Genomic DNA, 16,458 nt, shown 5'->3' with positions numbered 1-16,458 from the left:
GGAAACTGAAAAGGACACGAGGTTCCGGTGTCCGCTGCCTTCAATGGCGTTTTACAGACAAGTGGCTAACACCCTCGCCAGGTTCTGCGCGCGCGGATCCATCAGCACATAAGGCCCGAGTGTGTTGGTCACGAAACCAAAGGCAACATCCTGTTCCGGATCGGCAAACCCGATGGAGCCTCCCGCCCCCGGATGGCCGAATGCCCGTGGGCCGAGGCCGTAGGTCGCGTTCGGTATATCCGGTTGATCGAGCATGCAACCCAGGCCGAAACGGGTCCGGGTCAACAGTGTCTTGTCCTCGCCGAGGCTGTGCTGGCGAGTCAGTTCGTCGAGCATTTCGCCTTCCAGCAGGCTGCCGTCCAACAGACCGGCGTAGAACCCGGCCAGGCTGCGGGCATTGCCGTGACCGTTGGCCGCCGGTTGCTGCATGCGTCGCCACTCCGGCTTGTTGGTGCTGGTCATGATCGACGGCGGGTTGGTGAAGGCCCGGGTGGTCATGGCCGTGGGCTCGCGCATCGTCACCTGCAACAGGCGCTGGGCCGCTGCATCCCCCACGTTGCCTTTGCCACGGGCAATGTGGGCCACGCGATGAAACTCCTCATCGGCCAGGCCGACATGGAAATCCAGGCCCAATGGCTTGGCAACGCGGGCCACGATGGAGTCCCCCGGGCCACGCCCATCGGCCCGGCGCAGCAGCTCGCCGACCAGCCAGCCATAAGTGATCGCCGCGTAGCCATGGCCTTCGCCCGGCGTCCACCACGGCGTTTCAGCGGCCAGGGCATCGACCATGGCTTGCCAATCATAAAGCGCCTCGGGCGGCAGCAATTCATGCAGAGCTGGTAGTCCAGCCTGATGGCAGAGCAACTGGCGCAGGGTGATGGATTGCTTGCCGGCGGCGGCAAATTCCGGCCAATAGCGGGCAACCGGGGCATCCAGTTGCAGCTTGCCCTCGGCTACCAGTTGCAAGGCAGTGACGGCGGTAAATGTCTTGGTGCAGGAAAACAGATTGGCGATGGTGTCGCTGTGCCAGGATTCGCTGCCATCCTTATCGGCGGTACCGGCCCACAGATCGACGACAGTCCGGCCACCCACTTGAATGCACAACGCGGCGCCACGCTCCTGGGGATCATCGAACAGCGCCGCGAAGGCTTCACGCACCGCCTCGAACTGAAGTTCATAATGGCCTTGAATCTGCACCCGCAACTCCTTTGAAACAAACACTTTTTAAAGTGCTGGCATTGTTTCAGCCATTCAGGCTTTTGGGAACCGCCGCAAGACGGCTGACCGGACTGACACAGCCCCCGTCAAGCAAATCACCAGAATCTAGGAAATCTCCCGCCGAAACGGTGGCAGCGCATTGAGGATCGCCTTGCCGTAGCGCTGGGTTACCAGCCTGCGGTCAAGCAAGGTGATGGTGCCGCGGTCCTCTTCGGTACGCAGCAAGCGGCCACAGGCCTGGACCAGTTTCAGCGATGCGTCCGGCACGGAGATTTCCATGAACGGGTTGCCGCCACGGGCTTCGATCCACTCGGCCAGCGCGGCTTCCACCGGATCGTCAGGGACGGAGAACGGGATCTTGGCGATCACCACGTGCTCGCAATAGGCACCGGGCAAATCCACGCCTTCGGCAAAACTCGCCAGGCCGAAGAGCACGCTGGAGTCCCCGCCGTCGACCCGCGCCTTGTGCTTGTTCAGGGTTTCCTGCTTCGACAGGTTGCCCTGGATGAACACCTGTTTGCGCCAGTCACGGTCAAGCCCATCGAACACGTCCTGCATCTGTTTACGCGAGGAAAACAACACCAGGGTGCCCCGCGAGCCTTCCACCAATTCCGGCAAGTCACGAATGATCGCCGCAGTGTGGGCGGCGGCATCCCGTGGGTCGGCCTTGAGGTCTGGCACCCGCAACACGCCGGCATCGGCGTGATGGAAGGGGCTCGGGACCACCGCGGTCACGGCTTTCTTCGGCAGGCCGGCGCGCATGCGGAAACGGTCGAACGTGCCCAGGGCGGTCAGCGTCGCGGACGTCACCAACGCACCGTAGGCCACGTTCCACAGGTTGCGCCGCAGCATTTCCGCCGCCAGGATCGGGCTGGCATTGACCTCGATGTCAAACAGCGAACCGCTTTCGGCCAGGGTCAGCCACCGGGCCATCGGCGGGTTGTCCTCCGGGTCTTCGGCGGTGAAGGCCGTCCACAGTTCCCAGTTGCCCTGGGAGCGGGACAACAGGCTGCCAAATAGCGGGTACCATTCCTCGGCCTGGTTGCTGGCGATGCCGATGTTGACCTCGCCATCCATGCCTTCCTTGAGCAGGTCGGTCAGGCGGGTGAACAGATCGGTCAGGCGGGCGAAGCCTTTCTTGAGCTCGATGCCCATTTCGCGCATGTGTTCAGGAATCACCCCGCCGACGAAGCGATGGCGTGGCCGCTCGCGGCCCTCGACGTCTTCGCCGGGCTTGAAGTCGGCCACTTGCTCGCAGGCGGTGAACATGAACTGCTGGTTCGTCTTGATTTCCCGCGCCAGCTCCGGCACTTGCTCGATGAACTTGCCCAGGTCACCCGGCAATGGATGCTGGGCCAGCAGTTTGGTGAGGTTCTTGGCGGTGGTTTCCAGCCAGTCGGCGGTGGAGCGTAGCCGGGTGTAATGGGCGAAATGGCCGATGGCCTTGTCCGGCAGGTGATGGCCTTCGTCGAATACGTAGATCGTGTCGCGCGGGTCCGGCAGCACCGCGCCACCGCCCAGGGCCAGGTCGGCCAGGACCATGTCGTGGTTGGTGACGATGACGTCGACCTTGCCCATGCCTTCGCGGGCCTTGTAGAAGGCGCACTGGCCGAAGTTCGGGCAATGGCGGTTGGTGCATTGGCTATGGTCTGTGGTCAGGCGCGACCAGTCGGCGTCTTCCAGGGCCGTGGACCAGCTGTCGCGGTCGCCGTCCCACTTATTGCCGGCCAGTTTCTCGATCATGCTGGTAAACAGCTTCTGGCTGGCTTCATCGACTTCGATCTTGAAGCCTTCTTCTTCGAACAGCTGGGCCGTGGCGGTCTGCGCCTGGCCTTCCTGGAGCAGCATGTCGAGCTTGGACAGGCACATGTAGCGCCCACGGCCCTTGGCCAGCGCGAACGTGAAGTTCAGGCCGCTATTGCGCATCAGGTCGGGCAGGTCCTTGTAGACGATCTGCTCCTGCAGGGCGACGGTCGCGGTGGCAATCACCAGGCGCTTGCCGGCGGCCTTGGCGGTGGGGATCGCCGCAAGGCTGTAGGCCACGGTCTTGCCGGTACCGGTGCCGGCCTCCACCGCCACGACGGCGGGCTCGCCACTGCGCCGGCCTTCGTCATCGGTGTCGATGTCACCCAGGACTTTTGCCACTTCGGCAATCATCAGGCGCTGGCCATATCGCGGCTTGAGGCTCTTGGCTTCGAGAAAACGCGAATAGGCGCCCTGGATCGTGGTTTTGAGTTCGGTGCTGATCATGAATGGTCGGGCGCTAAAAACGCTGGATAAATTTTCAGTGGTTCGGATCGGCGGCTATCATACCCCGCTAATGAATCCTGCGCAGAACGGAGTAACCCAATGACACCCTTTGCCCTTGTCTACACCCTGCATTTGCTGGCGGCCCTGGTTTGGGTCGGCGGCATGTTCTTCGCCTGGATGATCCTGCGCCCCGCCGCAATGACGGCACTTGAGGGCCCTGCCCGGCTCAAATTGTGGGTAGAAGTGTTTCAACGTTTTTTCGTCTGGGTCTGGGTGGCGGTGGTGCTTTTGCCGATCAGCGGTGTAGGCCTGATCCACGTGCGCTTCGCCGGCTTCGAAACCGCGCCGCGTTATGTGCAGATCATGATGGGCCTGTATGTGGTGATGGCGGCGCTGTTTATCCGCATCCAGGGCCTGCAACTGCCTTCGTTGCGTAACGCTGTGACTGCGCAGGATTGGCCGACGGGTGCGGCGGTGCTGGGGAGAATTCGCAAACTGGTGGGGATCAATTTGCTGATCGGGCTGCTGGTGGTGGCGATTGGCGCGGCGCGGCCGATGTTCTGAAAATATTGCACCTAACCCTGTGGGAGCGAGCTTGCTCGCGATGGCGGCACATCAGGCAATACTTGATCGACTGACCCAATGCCATCGCGAGCAGGCTCGCTCCCACAAGTCGGGATCAGATTTTCTTCAGAACCGCTGCACCGTCACCGCCCCCGCCGCGCCGGCAGGCCCCGGCTGGCCATCAGCACCCGGACGGCCGCTCTTACCGCCGTCAGCGGTATAGACCAGACAACCCTTGGCCTTGCCACCGACACCGGGTTTGCCGCCGTGCCCAGCCGCGCCACCGGCGCCGCCGTCCACCGTCACCTTGATCTGCTCGGCAGGATAGGCGCGGGGCAGCTCAAGACGCACCAGTGCACCGGCCGCACCGGGCTGGCCATCGCTGCCGTTGCTGCCGTCGGCCCCGCGACCGGCCGCCCCCCAGGTGCAACCTGGCGCCTGGCCATTGGCGCCGTCCAGGCCGACGAAACCCGGCGCACCGGTGCCACCACGGGCATCCACCGACAACAGCGGCGCATTCAAGGCATTGAAGCGCAGGTTCAGATCCCGCCCCGGCCGCGCCGCCTTGGTGTAGGTACCCGGTGCGCCGCGTGAAGTGATCTGGCTGCCTTCGGCCAACTCGGCCTGGGCCACCTTCATTTCCAATACCTGCTGCGCCGGCACGATGGCGATCCGTGCTTCACGTCCCAGGTGCAATTGGTCGACAGTCAGTTCCGTGACATTGGAAGGCACCAGCAGCGTGCCGTAGTCGGCCACGTCCAGCCGCTCCAGGGTCAGGGTACTGGTGGTGTTGGGCAGACGCATCAATGAATGGCTTTCGACCTGGACCACCTGGGCCGAAGCCCATGGGCATACGAATGCGGCGAGCAGACACAATTTACGCATGGGAAGCCTCTGGCGCGGTCGGGAGGGTTTGCAGATGGAAGATGCCGAACAGCAGCACTCTGAGGCGATCGCGGCCAGCCGAGGGACGGCCACGAAAACTGGCCCTGAACACCAGCAGTTCCAATAGATGGAGCGCCAGTAAAAACGCTGCGGCGAAATTGACCAGCAGATGCAACGGATGGACGAACGGCATGATCAGGTTGACCAACACCACCAACCAGAACAGTAGGGTCAGTAAACGCCCCAGCCCCCAAAACACCTTCATACGTCCCCCCCGATGAGTATTATTCTTTGGCCGCACAGTAACGGCATGCGCGCAGGATAAGCCAGAGGGCAAGGCAAATTTAATTTACCGCCGGCCAGCGACCGTCGAACCGCCCTCCTCGCGATCCGACGGCTCTGGCTCAGGGCTCAACGCTGGATATGCAGCTCGACCCGACGGTTCTGTGCCCGCCCTTCGTCGGTGTCATTGTCAGCCACCGGCTCGCTTTCGCCCTTGCCTTCACTGGTGAGTTTGTCGGGGGCCAGCCCCTGGGTCAGCAAATACTCGACGACGCTGCTGGCCCGACGCTCGGACAGCCCCTGGTTATAGGCATCAGTGCCGACACTGTCGGTGTGCCCCACCACCCGGATGCTGGCGACATTGGCATGGCTGAGTTTACCCATCAGCCCATCGAGTTGGCTTCGGGCTTCTGCGGTGAGATCGGATTTGTCGAAATCGAACAGCACCTTGCCGGCATCGTTAAGGGTGATGACTTCGGTGGCCGGTGCTTCAGGCTCGACCGGCGGGGCGCTGGCCGGGTATTGCGGCAGCGGGCAGCCGTGATGCTCGACGGGAGTATTGGCCGGCGTATCGGGGCAACGGTCGCGGCGGTCGAACACCCCGTCGTTGTCTTCATCGCCATCTTGGGCGTAGCAGATCAAACCACCGCCCAGCAGCCCCAACGCGGCGCCACCGGCGGCCCAGCCGCTGCTTTCGATGGCCCCCAATCCGCCACCGATCAAGCCGCCGATCAGGCTACAGATCGGCCAGGTGCGTTGATTGAGGGGGGCGCTGCCATCGCTGTGCGTGGCACAACCGGACAACACGCTGCTGGCCAGCAGCACCGGTAAGACGGCCTTGATAAGAACGTTCATGGTGAAGGCTCCTGTGTCACCGGCCCATACCGGTCACACAGGAGTAAAGACTGTCATCCGCCACTCTACAAGCCGCGGATGGCAAGGGTTTTAGCGATTTATCCGGATTTCCGTGCGACGGTTCTGGGCGCGTCCGTCGGCGGTCTTGTTGTCGGCCACTGGCTGGCTTTCCCCGGCACCACTCACCGAGACGAAACTGGCGCGAGGCACGCCTTGATCGACCAGGTAGTTCACCACCGAATTGGCCCGTTTCTCTGACAGGCGTTGGTTATAGGCATCGCTGCCGACGCTGTCGGTATGGCCGGTGACGCGCAATTGCGCGGTGGACGTTTCCTGTTTCAGCCGGGTGGCGACTGTGCTCAGGACCTCTTTGTCGCCCGGGGTCAACGTGGCTTTGTTGAATTCAAAGTGCACATCGCGGATCACGATGGTTTCTTCCTTGACCACTGCGGGTTCTTCAACCACCGGCGCTGGAGCGGGCGGTGGGCAACCGTCGGCATCGACCTGCACGCCCTTCGGTGTGCCCGGGCACTTGTCGCGGCTGTCCGGCACGCCATCGCCGTCTTCGTCGCCGTCGCCATGGGCCCAGCACCAGCCCGCCGCAACGGTGCCGGCCACCAGCGCTCCCGGGCCGATCCAGGAACTGCTTTCGATGGCGCCCAATCCCGCGCCGACCACACCACCAGTGGCCGCACAGATCGGCCAGTCGGTTTTCTGCAAACCTGCGCAACCAGTCAACACACTGGTTAGCAGAACCAGGGGTAACGCTGTCCGAACTATGCTCATTGGGTTTTCTCCTTGAGGGATCGGCTCTGCGCCGATTCAGGGGAGTAAAGACCCGTCTGCGGATCTGCGCCAGCCTGAGCAATCGCGGGTTTTCGCCCCGTGTTTGCGACGTTTGCGCCCATTCAGGGACAAACCGCTCTAGGCCAGGATGTCCGGGCAGGCTATCGTGACGCTTCTGACTGAGGAACTTCGATGACCGTTGCCATTTCTTCGCGTACGCCCCAGCAAGCCCTGGCGGCCGTGCTTGACCGTTATGCCCCGCAAAAACTGCTGTTGATCGGTGCCAGTGGCTTTCCCGCACTCGAAGCGTTCCAGCAGGCCCACCCCGACACCGAAGTGGTCCATGCCGGCCCAGGCGCGCTGCCGGCGGACGTGGCGGCGCGGCGTTTTGACCTGGCCCTGGCGCTCGATTGCCTGGAGCATTTGCCCAAGCGCGACGGTCTGAACCTGTTGGGCGGCATCCGCAATCTCAACGCCAGCCGTATCGCCGTGCTGGCAGACCTCAACGCCTGCGGCTGGCAAGAGACGGACTTTTTTTCCCTGGCCCTGCAAGCCAGCGAGCGATTCCAGCGCGAAGAGCAGGTGCTGACCCTGTTTACCTATGATCTGCTTGAATACAAGCAAGTCCCCGACTGGCTCAACTCGCGCTTTTGGGCCAACCCGGAAAACTTTGGAAAATATTGGTGGTAGCCGTGAACACAAGCCCGCACACACCCATTTGCCCCTGCGGCAGTGGCAACACACTGGACGCCTGCTGCGGCCATTACCACGACGGTCACCCGGCGCCTTGCGCCGAAGCCTTGATGCGCTCGCGCTACAGCGCCTACGTGCTGGGCCTGGTGGATTATCTGGTCGCCACCACCCTGCCCGCCCAGCAGCAAGGGCTCGATCGCCAGTCGATCAGCGAGTGGAGCGCCAACAGCACCTGGTTGGGACTGGAGGTGGAAAGCAGCGAAGTGTTCGGCGGGCAACCGGAGCACGCCTTTGTCACGTTCACGGCGCGCTGGCACGACGGCCAGGGGGAGCACAGCCACCGTGAACAATCTTCGTTCGTACAGAACAACGGGCGCTGGTACTTCATCGACCCGACCGTGCCAGTCAAGACTGGCCGCAACGACAACTGCCCGTGCGGCAGCGGGCACAAATTCAAGAAGTGCTGCGCCGGCTACTTCAATCGCTGACTTTTCGGAAACGTCCGACGCTCGTCCATCGGCCCATAGGGCTAGACTGGGGATAAACCAGAGGCACGGACATGACCCCACCATCACTCTTGCTGCGCATCACCTGCCTGCTGCTATTCGTCGGGCTCGGCGGCTGCGCGTCCTGGTGGGGTGAAGAAGCCCCTGAGCCACAAGTGCATCTGGTCAAGGTCGAGGTGGTGCGGGCCCGGCTGCTGGAACAGAAGTTCATGCTGCACTTTCGCGTCGACAACCCGGGCGACAGCGACCTGACCGTTCGCGGCCTGACGTATCGCATCCACCTGGGCGACCTGTTGCTGACCGAAGGTGAGCATGAACACTGGTTCACCGTACGCCCCAGACACAGTGCCTACTTCAAGGTGCCGATCCGCACCAACCTGTGGCCGCAGGTGCGGGATGTGGTGAAGTTGCTGGAGAAACCCCGGGAACAGATCCCCTATCGTCTGGAAGGTGAGCTGGAAACCGGATTATTCATCGCCCACTACGTGCACCTTGAGCGCAATGGCGTGATAATCGCCGCCGATTTTATTGCGGAGTAACCCCGATGACCCAGCAACCCCATGTCCACGGCCCTGATTGCAACCACGATCACGACCATCATCACGATCATGACCACGGCCACGTCCACGGCCCGAACTGCGGCCACGCCCACCAGGAACCGGTACGCAACGCCCTGAAGGATGTCGGCCGCAACGACCCTTGCCCATGCGGTAATGGCAAGAAATTCAAGAAGTGCCACGGGGCTTGAAGGTTCGGGCGCAGATAATCTTCGCCTGTTGAATCGCTATCGCGAGCAGGCTCGCTCCCACAGGGGGTCTGCGACGCTCGTAAGGCCGGGGCTCACCACCGACTTCTGTGGGAGCGGGCTTGCTCGCGAATGCGGCGGGTCAGTTGGCATTGATTAACCTGACACACCCTCTTCGCGAGCAAGCCCGCTCCCACAAGGGCATTGCGGTGAAGCGATATTCCATGATCAGTGCAGAATCCAGTGTGGGAGCGAGCCTGCTCGCGATGAGGCCGGCACTTTCAATGCCTGTCTATCAGACTGCCTCAAGAACCCGCTTCACACTGACCACCGTCGCATACTCGCCATGCAAGTTGCCCAGGGACATGGCGTGCACCTCGCCAGCCGAACGGGCATTGCCGAAATAGTCGGTCTTGTCGAAGGTAAAGCAGGCATCCTCGACCACCCACGTGTCGAACCCCAGATTACCGGCCGTACGCGCCGTGGACTCCACCGAGTTGTGCGTCGCCACGCCGACGATCACCAGTTGCCCGATGCCTGCCCTGCGCAGGTCTTCTTCCAGGGGCGTGCCACTGAACGCATCCGGCACCTGTTTTTGAATCAACCACTCCCCGGCCATCGGCTCGAACCGTGGCTGGACCTCCACGCCCGACTGTCCCGGCCAGAACACCGAATCCGGCGAGCGGGACAAGTGGTGGACATGAATCACCGGTCGAACCGTGTGCCGCCAGAAAGCCAGAAGCTCCAGCATCCGCAGTTCTGCCTCGGGGTTGTTGCGAGGGCCGAGCCTGGGGTGAAGAATGCCTTTTTGTTGATCGATGAGGATCAGCGCTGCGTTGATCTGTAGCTCCATGCCGATTTCCTCTTGCTCAGTCATTGAATTTCCACACTTGGGCATCACCTCTTCCTGACAGGCAAGCCCTCGAGCGAAAGAGCTTACCCGAGCCCTGGGTTTTGTCGCCAAATCAACAAATAACCCTCGCCCCCGCTTGCGCGCCCCCCTCCTGCTCACTAACGTAGCGCCTTTATTGCCGCCACCCCCTCCCGCAGGAGCTTTGCCATGGCCTCGCCAGCCTCTATTTCCTTCATCCCCCGGCTCGGCGTTGCCGCCGCGGTGGCCAGTGTGCTCGGTTTGAGCGGATGCCAGACCTGGAATGCCCAGGACACTGTCCCGCCCACTTCCGGCGTGCAGCCGCTCAAGGGGCTGGCGCAGAACGTCTCGGTCCGCCGCAATGCCACGGGCATGCCGCTGATCGAAAGCAACAGTTTTCATGACGCCCTGTTCACCCTCGGCTACGTCCATGCCAGTGACCGCATCACCCAGATGGTGACCCTGCGTCTGCTGGCCCAGGGGCGGTTGGCAGAGATGTCCGGCGCCGAACGGCTGGACGTCGACCGCTACATGCGCGCCGTCAACCTGAAGAAAAACGCCGATGAGCTGTACAAGGCGTCTTCGCCACGGCTCAAGCGCTTCTTCGAAGTCTATGCCCGCGGCGTCAACGCCTACCTGTTCCGCTACCGCGACAAGTTGCCGGCGGACTTGGCCGCCACCGGTTACAAACCCGAGTACTGGAAACCGGAAGACTCGGCGCTGATGTTCTGCCTGCTGAATTTCAGCCAATCGGCCAACCTGCCGGAAGAAATCGCTAGCCTGGTGCTGGCCCAGACGGTCACCAACGACAAACTCGCCTGGCTGAGCCCATCCTATCCGGATGAACAACTGCCCCAGGCCGAAGCCGACAAGCTTCAGGGCGTGCGGCTCAACGGCCAGATTCCGGGCCTGAACGAGATCAGCAAGGCCACCAGCCAGTTGGCCGGGCTGAACCTTTTGAGTGCTGCCTCTTCGAGTAACTGGGCCATCGCGCCGCAACGCAGCCGCAGCGGCAAGAGTCTGTTGGCCAGCGACAGCCATGGCCCGCTGGGCATGCCAGGACTGTGGAGCCCCGTACAGATCCGGGCGCCCAAGTACCAGGCGGCCGGGGTTTCCGTGGCGGGCATTCCGATGATCCTGGCCGGTTTCAACGGCAAAGTGGCCTGGAGCATGACCAGCGTGCTGGGCGATAACCAGGACCTGTTCCTGGAAAAAATCCGGCGCCAGGGCAACGGCTTGTCCTACGAGGCCAACGGCAAATGGCAACCGGCAATCGTGCGCAACGAAACCTATTTCATCAAAGGCCAGCGGCCGATTCGTGAAGCGGTGTTCGAGACCCGCCACGGCCCGCTGCTCAACAGCGCCCAGGGCCCGGCCATGGCCAACGGCTTTGGCCTGGCGTTGCAGATGCCGAGCCTGGGCGACGACAAGACCCTGGATGCCTTCTTCGACCTGTCCCGGGCACAAAACGTCGAGAAAGCCTCCGATGCCAGCCGGGAAATCCGCGCCATGGCCGTGAATATGGTATTCGCCGACGCCAGCAACATCGGCTGGCAAGTCACCGGTCGCTACCCCAACCGCCGCGAAGGCGAAGGCCTGTTACCGTCCCCAGGCTGGGATGGTCGCTACGATTGGGACGGTTACGCCGACCCGATGCTGCACCCGTACGACCAGGATCCGGCCCAAGGCTGGCTCGGCACAGCCAACCAGCGGGTCATTCCCCACGGCTACGGCATGCAGTTGTCCAACTCCTGGGCCGCACCGGAGCGTGGCGAGCGCCTGGCCGAACTGGCCAGCGCGGGCAAGCACGACTCCCGCAGCCTGACCGCCATGCAATACGACCAGACCACGACCTTCGCCGCCAAACTCAAGAAGGTCTTCGAAGCCCCGGGCATGTCCCAACCGCTCAAACAGGCGATCGAAGCCCTGCCGGTGGCTGACCGGGCCAAGGCCCGCGAAGCCTATACCCGCTTGATGGCATTCGATGGCCGGCTCAGCCCGACCTCCGCCGATGCGGCGATCTATGAGCTGTTCCTGCAGGAAAGCATGAAACAGATCTTCCTCGACGAACTGGGCCCGGACAGCAGCCCGGCGTGGAAAGCGCTGATCGCCAATGGCCAATTGTCCTACTCGGCCCAGGCCGATCATCTGCTGGCTCGCGAGGACAGCCCGTTCTGGGACGACGTGCGGACACCGCAGAAGGAAGACAAGGCCGTCATCCTGGCCCGCAGCCTCGCCGCGACCATCAGCGCCGGTGACAGCCAGTTGGGCGGTGACCACAAGGCTTGGCAGTGGGGCAAGTTGCATCGCTACGAGTGGAAGAACAGTAACGGCCAGATCGTGCGCGGACCGCTGCCGGCCGGTGGCGACGCCACCACGCTCAACACCGCGGCGTACGCCGTGGGGCAGGATTTCAATACCACCCTGGCACCGGCCATGCGTTTTATCGTTGACTTCGGCCAACCTGAACCGCTGATGATCCAGGACGGCACCGGCCAGTCCGGCAACCCGGTCAGCCCGAACTATGCCAATGGCATCGATCCGTGGATCAAGGGGCAGTATCAGAACCTGCCCTTGCAGCCGCAGAACTTCGATCGGGCCTATGGCAAGACGCGGTTGACCCTGGTGCCGGGCAAATAGACTCTCCACTGTGGCGAGGGGATTTAGCGAAACGTCGCACCGCCCCGCTGGGCTGCGAAGCAGCCCTGAAACCAAGCAACTCGATCTTTCAGGCAAATTGAGTTGGCTGATTTGGGACTGCTTCGCAGTCCAGCGGGGCGGTGCGACGTTTCGCTAAATCCCCTCGCCACATTTTTCCCTCCTGTCACCTGATCCTGTCCGCCAAAAATCCGATAGAACTTCCCCTCTCGCCTGAGCCTCTACCTGACAAGCCCATCGCCCCGGTGACTGCATGGATCTTGTCATTGCCCGCCCCGAAGGCCTGTACTGTCCGCCTGGAGATTTCTACATCGACCCGTGGCGCCCGGTCGAACGTTCGGTTATCACCCACGCCCACGGCGATCATGCCCGCAGCGGCAACCAACACTACCTGGCAGCGGCACCCGGCGAAGGCATTCTGCGCTCACGCCTGGGCCAGGACATCAACTTGCAAACCCTGCCCTACGGCGAGCGCTTGCGGCATCACGGCGTGACCTTGAGTTTCCATCCCGCCGGCCATGTACTGGGTTCGGCCCAGGTGCGGCTGGAATACCAAGGTGAGGTCTGGGTGGCATCGGGGGATTACAAGGTCGAGCCCGACGGTACCTGTGCGCCGTTCGAACCGGTGAAATGTCATACATTCATTACGGAATCGACCTTCGGCCTGCCCATCTATCGCTGGCAGCCCCAGGCGCAAGTCTTCGACGAGATCAACCAATGGTGGCGCGGGAACATCGCGGTCGGTCGCGCCAGCGTGTTGTTCTGCTATTCCTTTGGCAAGGCCCAGCGGATTCTCCACGGCATCGATGAAAGCCTCGGACCGATCCTGGCCCATGGCGCGGTGGAACCGCTGAACCGGGTCTACCGCGAGGCCGGCGTGCGGCTACCGCCGACGATCTATGCCGGCGACGTGAAGAAGAACGACCCGATCATGGGCCAGGCGCTGGTCATCGCCCCGCCCTCCGCCGGGGGGAGCAGTTGGATGCGCCGTTTCGGTGACTACAGCGACGCCTTCGCCAGCGGCTGGATGCGCCTGCGCGGTACACGTCGGCGGCGTGGCGTGGACCGGGGGTTCGTGCTGTCCGATCACGCCGACTGGCCCGGCCTGCTCTGGGCCATCGAACAGACCGGCGCCGAACGGGTAATGGTCACCCATGGCTCGGTCGGCGTGCTAGTGCGCCATTTGTGCGAGCAAGGCCTCGACGCCCAGGGTTTCATCACCGAATACGGCGACGATGAAGAAGAGCTCGGTGCCGACACCAGCGAGGGGGCGTCATGAAAGCCTTCGCCGAGCTGTACGCGGAATTGGACGCTACGACCTCCAGCAACGCCAAGCTTGCCGCCATGCAAAATTATTTCACCCTGGCCCCGCCCCAGGACGCCGCGTGGGCCGTGTATTTCCTTTCCGGTGGACGCCCACGGCAACTGGTGCCGGTCAAGATTCTGCGGGAATTGGCAGTGCAGGTGTCGGGCTTGTCGACGTGGTTGTTCGAAGAGAGCTACCAGGCCGTGGGCGACTTGGCCGAAACCATTTCGCTGGTATTGCCGGAATCGCCCCACAGCTCCGACGAAGGCCTGGCGCTGTGGATCGAGGAGAAATTGCTGCCGTTGCGCGGCGAATCGCCCGAGGTGTTGGCGCAGCGGCTGCCAGCATTGTGGGCACAACTGGACCGACCGAGCCTGATGCTGTGTATCAAGCTCATCACCGGCAGTTTCCGCGTCGGCGTATCCAAACTACTGGTAACCCGGGCCCTGGCCGGCATGGCCAACCTGGACAGCAAGCGGGTGGCCCAGCGCCTGGTGGGCTATACCGATCTGTCCCATCGTCCGACCGCCGCCGGCTACCTCAAGTTGATCGCCGCCGAATCCGCCGATGAGCACGCCCAGCGCGGCGGCCAGCCTTATCCATTCTTCCTGGCCCATGGGTTGTCCGCACCGGTGGAGCAATTCGACGCGCTGCTGGGGCCGGCCAGTGACTGGCAAGTGGAATGGAAGTGGGATGGCATCCGCTCCCAGGTGGTCAAGCGTGACGGCCAGCTCTGGGTCTGGTCCAGGGGTGAGGACCTGGTAACCGAGCGCTTCCCTGAATTGCAGGTGTTGGCCCAGGCGCTGCCCGACGGCACGGTCATCGACGGAGAAATCGTCGTGTGGAAAACCACCGAGCCGTTGACCGAAGACGCCTTCGACCCGGATGCGCCGCTGCAACCGGCGGTGCAACCCTTCGCCCTGCTGCAACAGCGCATCGGGCGCAAGACCCTGGGCAAGAAAATCCTCGAGGATGCGCCCGTGGTGGTGATGGCCTACGACCTGCTGGAATGGCAAGGCGAAGACTGGCGCAGCCGCCCCCAGGTCGAGCGCCGCGAGCAACTGGAAGCGCTGATTGCCCGCGCCCATAGCCCGGTGCTATTGCCATCGCCGATCGTCACCGGCCCGGATTGGTTCGACCTCGCCCGGCAACGCGAAGCCTCTCGCAGCCTCGGTGTCGAAGGCATGATGCTCAAGGCCCGCGATGCCCTGTACGGCGTCGGTCGGACCAAGGACATGGGCGTGTGGTGGAAGTGGAAGATCGACCCGTTCAGTGTCGACGCGGTGTTGATCTATGCCCAGCGCGGCCACGGTCGGCGCGCCAGCCTCTACAGCGACTACACCTTCGCGGTGTGGGACAACCCGCCGGGCAGTCGCGAACGCAGCCTGGTGCCCTTCGCCAAGGCGTATTCGGGGCTGACCGATGAAGAAATGCGCCAGGTCGACAGCATCGTGCGCAAGACCACCGTGGAAAAGTTCGGCCCGGTGAGCAGTGTCACGCCGACCCTGGTATTCGAGCTGGGCTTCGAGGGCATCGCCCTGTCCAAGCGCCACAAGAGTGGGATCGCGGTGCGCTTTCCGCGGATGTTGCGCTGGCGCCAGGACAAGCGCGTCGACGAAGCCGACACATTGGCAACGCTCCAGGACCTACTGAAATAGCAGGCACTCCCTTTGTGGCGAGGGGATTTATCCCCGCTGGGCTGCGAAGCAGCCCCAAAAAGCCTGAGATGAACAACCTGACACTCCGAGGCGGCTGACTGTTGGGTCTGCTGCGCAGCCCAGCGGGGATAATCCCCTCGCCACAAATAATTGCTCCCCCCATAGTGTTTCCCCAAACAACGCACGCTCCATCCCGGTGCGCTTTTTGATGTACGCTCACCCTCGCGCACCATCGCGTTCCGTCCACAGCCGTCCGTGCTTTTAAAACACTTGTTCGGCACTCTGGTTCGGAAATTGCTACCTTTATGCCGTCATACCGTTCTCGCCTTCACCGGTAACAATACTTACGCGCCACAAGCGCTCATATTGGTTTTAGGGATTGAATAATGAAAAAAGCACTGCTGACCCTTTCTGCACTGGCGTTGTGCATGGCCGCCGGCGTCGCCACGGCCAAGGAATACAAGGAACTGCGTTTTGGTGTCGACCCCTCCTACGCCCCGTTTGAATCCAAGGCCGCCGACGGCAGCCTGGTCGGTTTCGACATTGACCTGGGCAATGCGATCTGCGCGGAACTGAAGGTCAAATGCAAATGGGTCGAAAGCGATTTCGACGGCATGATCCCTGGCCTGAAAGCCAATAAGTTCGACGGTGTGATCTCTTCCATGACCGTGACCCCGGCCCGCGAAAAAGTCATCGACTTCTCCAGCGAGCTGTTCTCCGGCCCGACGGCGTATGTGTTCAAGAAAGGTTCAGGCTTGAGCGAAGACGTTGCCTCGCTCAAAGGCAAAACCGTCGGCTACGAACAAGGCACCATCCAGGAAGCCTACGCCAAGGCCGTGCTGGACAAGGCCGGCGTCAAGACCCAGGCCTACCAGAACCAGGACCAGGTCTATTCCGACCTGACCTCCGGCCGCCTCGATGCAGCGATCCAGGACATGCTGCAAGCCGAGCTGGGCTTCCTGAAATCGCCAAAAGGCGAAGGCTATGAAATCAGCAAGCCAGTGGACAGCGAACTGCTGCCGGCCAAGACCGCCATCGGTATCAAGAAAGGTAACACCGAGCTGAAGGCTCTTTTGGACAAAGGTATCAAAGCGTTACACGACGACGGCAAGTACGCCGAAATCCAGAAAAAACACTTTGGCGATCTGAATCTGTACAGCGGCAAATAATGCGCGGCGCCC

Annotated in this window: 16 protein-coding genes; 9 read left to right on the top strand and 7 right to left on the bottom strand. The window is 62.4% G+C overall.

Annotated elements, in window-relative coordinates; genetic code table 11:
• Positions 1-51 precede the first annotated feature (51 nt).
• Together DTP52_RS24755 and dinG are read right to left on the bottom strand one after the other, a co-directional pair.
• Complete coding sequence (locus DTP52_RS24755) at positions 52-1,197, bottom strand: serine hydrolase domain-containing protein (protein ID WP_109755705.1); 1,146 nt, start codon at positions 1,195-1,197, stop codon at positions 52-54.
• A gap of 126 nt (positions 1,198-1,323) precedes the next feature.
• Positions 1,324-3,468 carry an ATP-dependent DNA helicase DinG gene (gene dinG / locus DTP52_RS24750; RefSeq protein ID WP_092329194.1) on the bottom strand — a complete coding sequence of 715 codons (2,145 nt, stop codon included), beginning with the start codon at positions 3,466-3,468 and terminating at the stop codon, positions 1,324-1,326.
• A 99-nt stretch (positions 3,469-3,567) separates the two neighbouring features.
• On the opposite strand from dinG, the gene DTP52_RS24745 reads away from it, so the two are divergent.
• Positions 3,568-4,032 carry a CopD family protein gene (locus tag DTP52_RS24745; RefSeq protein WP_109755704.1) on the top strand — a complete coding sequence of 155 codons (465 nt, stop codon included), beginning with the start codon at positions 3,568-3,570 and terminating at the stop codon, positions 4,030-4,032.
• 126 nt (positions 4,033-4,158) lie between these two features.
• Here the strand turns inward: DTP52_RS24745 and DTP52_RS24740 are convergent, their stop codons facing one another.
• From DTP52_RS24740 to DTP52_RS24725, 4 genes are all read right to left on the bottom strand, one after another.
• Positions 4,159-4,917, bottom strand: coding sequence for a hypothetical protein (locus DTP52_RS24740; protein ID WP_109755703.1), 759 nt, complete (start codon positions 4,915-4,917; stop codon positions 4,159-4,161).
• Positions 4,910-5,182, bottom strand: coding sequence for a DUF1145 domain-containing protein (locus DTP52_RS24735; protein ID WP_109755702.1), 273 nt, complete (start codon positions 5,180-5,182; stop codon positions 4,910-4,912). The genes DTP52_RS24740 and DTP52_RS24735 overlap by 8 nt, the downstream gene beginning before the upstream one ends.
• Positions 5,183-5,328: 146 nt before the next feature.
• Positions 5,329-6,054 (bottom strand): OmpA family protein, encoded by a 726-nt coding sequence (locus tag DTP52_RS24730; RefSeq protein WP_109755701.1) that lies wholly within the window; start codon positions 6,052-6,054, stop codon positions 5,329-5,331.
• Positions 6,055-6,144: 90 nt separating this feature from the next.
• Positions 6,145-6,840 (bottom strand): OmpA family protein, encoded by a 696-nt coding sequence (locus DTP52_RS24725; RefSeq protein WP_109755700.1) that lies wholly within the window; start codon positions 6,838-6,840, stop codon positions 6,145-6,147.
• A gap of 192 nt (positions 6,841-7,032) precedes the next feature.
• Here DTP52_RS24725 and DTP52_RS24720 point away from each other — a divergent pair, with 192 nt between their 5' ends.
• The 4 genes from DTP52_RS24720 (at position 7,033) to DTP52_RS24705 (ending at position 8,787) form a co-directional block, all read left to right on the top strand.
• A complete protein-coding gene (locus tag DTP52_RS24720; RefSeq protein WP_109755699.1) occupies positions 7,033-7,530 on the top strand; it encodes a DUF6231 family protein in 498 nt (165 codons plus the stop codon).
• A 2-nt stretch (positions 7,531-7,532) separates the two neighbouring features.
• Positions 7,533-8,021: a YchJ family protein gene (locus tag DTP52_RS24715; RefSeq protein ID WP_162893798.1), complete on the top strand. Its 489-nt coding sequence runs from the start codon at positions 7,533-7,535 to the stop codon at positions 8,019-8,021.
• A gap of 71 nt (positions 8,022-8,092) precedes the next feature.
• Complete coding sequence (locus tag DTP52_RS24710) at positions 8,093-8,578, top strand: LEA type 2 family protein (protein WP_109755698.1); 486 nt, start codon at positions 8,093-8,095, stop codon at positions 8,576-8,578.
• Between the two features lie 5 nt (positions 8,579-8,583).
• On the top strand, positions 8,584-8,787 hold the full coding sequence (locus DTP52_RS24705) for an SEC-C metal-binding domain-containing protein (RefSeq protein WP_003198420.1): 204 nt from the start codon (positions 8,584-8,586) through the stop codon (positions 8,785-8,787).
• 292 nt (positions 8,788-9,079) lie between these two features.
• On the opposite strand, the gene DTP52_RS24700 is transcribed toward DTP52_RS24705, so the two are convergent.
• Positions 9,080-9,637, bottom strand: coding sequence for a cysteine hydrolase family protein (locus DTP52_RS24700; protein WP_109755797.1), 558 nt, complete (start codon positions 9,635-9,637; stop codon positions 9,080-9,082).
• A 207-nt stretch (positions 9,638-9,844) separates the two neighbouring features.
• Here DTP52_RS24700 and DTP52_RS24695 point away from each other — a divergent pair, with 207 nt between their 5' ends.
• The 4 genes from DTP52_RS24695 to DTP52_RS24680 all read left to right on the top strand — a co-directional run bounded on the left by DTP52_RS24695 (position 9,845) and on the right by DTP52_RS24680 (position 16,446).
• Entirely contained in the window at positions 9,845-12,295 is a 2,451-nt protein-coding gene (locus DTP52_RS24695; protein WP_109755697.1) for a penicillin acylase family protein, read from the top strand.
• Positions 12,296-12,566: 271 nt separating this feature from the next.
• Positions 12,567-13,592, top strand: a complete 1,026-nt coding sequence (locus DTP52_RS24690) for a ligase-associated DNA damage response exonuclease (protein WP_109755696.1) — start codon at positions 12,567-12,569, stop codon at positions 13,590-13,592.
• Complete coding sequence (locus DTP52_RS24685; protein WP_109755695.1) at positions 13,589-15,277, top strand: ATP-dependent DNA ligase; 1,689 nt, start codon at positions 13,589-13,591, stop codon at positions 15,275-15,277. Before DTP52_RS24690 ends, DTP52_RS24685 begins: the two co-directional genes overlap by 4 nt.
• 386 nt (positions 15,278-15,663) lie before the next feature.
• A complete protein-coding gene (locus tag DTP52_RS24680) occupies positions 15,664-16,446 on the top strand; it encodes a transporter substrate-binding domain-containing protein (protein ID WP_109755694.1) in 783 nt (260 codons plus the stop codon).
• Positions 16,447-16,458 lie beyond the last annotated feature (12 nt).

It is taken from the genome of Pseudomonas sp. 43mfcvi1.1 (assembly GCF_900115935.1).
Taxonomy (GTDB): Bacteria; Pseudomonadota; Gammaproteobacteria; order Pseudomonadales; family Pseudomonadaceae; genus Aquipseudomonas; species Aquipseudomonas bijieensis.
The sequence above is the reverse complement of the archived record's forward strand: the minus strand, read 5'-3'. Positions and strand labels throughout refer to the sequence as shown.